This window comes from Phenylobacterium sp. (genome assembly GCF_030651185.1).
GTDB lineage: Bacteria > Pseudomonadota > Alphaproteobacteria > Caulobacterales > Caulobacteraceae > Phenylobacterium.
Genome location: NZ_JAUSCJ010000016.1, coordinates 1 through 1,026, shown reverse-complemented (window position 1 = coordinate 1,026; position 1,026 = coordinate 1). Strand labels below are relative to the sequence as shown.

General features: G+C 64.5%; 1 protein-coding gene. It reads right to left on the bottom strand.

All coding sequences use genetic code 11. The annotated features are described in order from the left end of the window. Window positions 1-1,026, bottom strand: a 1,026-nt coding sequence (locus Q7J39_RS06680; protein WP_304821766.1) for a TonB-dependent receptor domain-containing protein, incomplete at both ends; no start/stop codon positions are given.

The window sequence follows — 1,026 nt, the reverse complement described above, 5'->3', positions numbered from 1 at the left end:
CGAGCGGATACACCAGATCGCCGGCCTCAACCTGCACCTCGGACTTCGAATAGGTGTAGTTGACCCCCACCAGCCAGCGCTTGGTCGCCAGCCAGCCGGTCTCCATGAGCGGCTCGAAGTACTTCTTGATCTCCACCTCGGCGCCGTAGAGGCGGGCCTTCGGCGCATTGATATAGGTCTGCTGAACCGTGGCGCCGGACTCGTTGACCACCGCCTCGACCGGCTTGTCGAGGCCCTTGTAGAAGGCCCCGACGGTCACGAACTGATCGGTGTCGAAGTACCATTCGTATCGCGCGTCAAAGTTCAGAAGCTCGGTGTCCACAAGATACGGGTTACCGATGAACAGGCGATCGAGTTCGGGATCCAGATACTGCTGGGGCGCCAGTTCGCGGAACTGCGGACGGGCGATGGTCTTGGAGACGCCGAACCGCAATTGCATGTCCTCGGCGAAGTTCCAGGTGACCGTCGCCGCGGGCAGCCAGTACTGGTTCTCGAGCGGGGCCGGGGCGACGGGCGGAACGCCGCCGAACAGATCCACCGGCGTCACGCTCTGGGTCGCGTCCTCGTAGCGGATGCCCACCGCGGCCCGGACCAGGGGGATGATCTCGGCGTCCACCTGAGCATAGGCGCCCTGAACCTCAAGCGCGGCCTTGTATGCCGCGGCGCCCTCACTGCCGGTGGTCTCACGGATCACCAGCAGGTTGGGACCAATGTTGAAGTCCGACAGCAGATAGTCGACGCGTTGGCGCCGCACGGTCTGCGGCAGGGAGTTGTTCAGCGCCAGGAAGCGGTATTCCCGCGCCTCGGCATGCCGGTCGTTGTCGGAATAGGCGACGCCGCCGCTGAAGATGGCCTCGCGGGCGTCAGACAGCGGCAGGGTGTATTTGAAGTCGACGCCGCCGCTGGCCACCGAGTCCTCGACCTCGCTGAAGCGGGTGTAGTTCTGCTCCTGGGAGGCGTTGTGCTCGTAGACGCCGTTCACGAGGCGATAGCGGATGCCCTTTTCATAGGGCGCGTCGCGGGTGC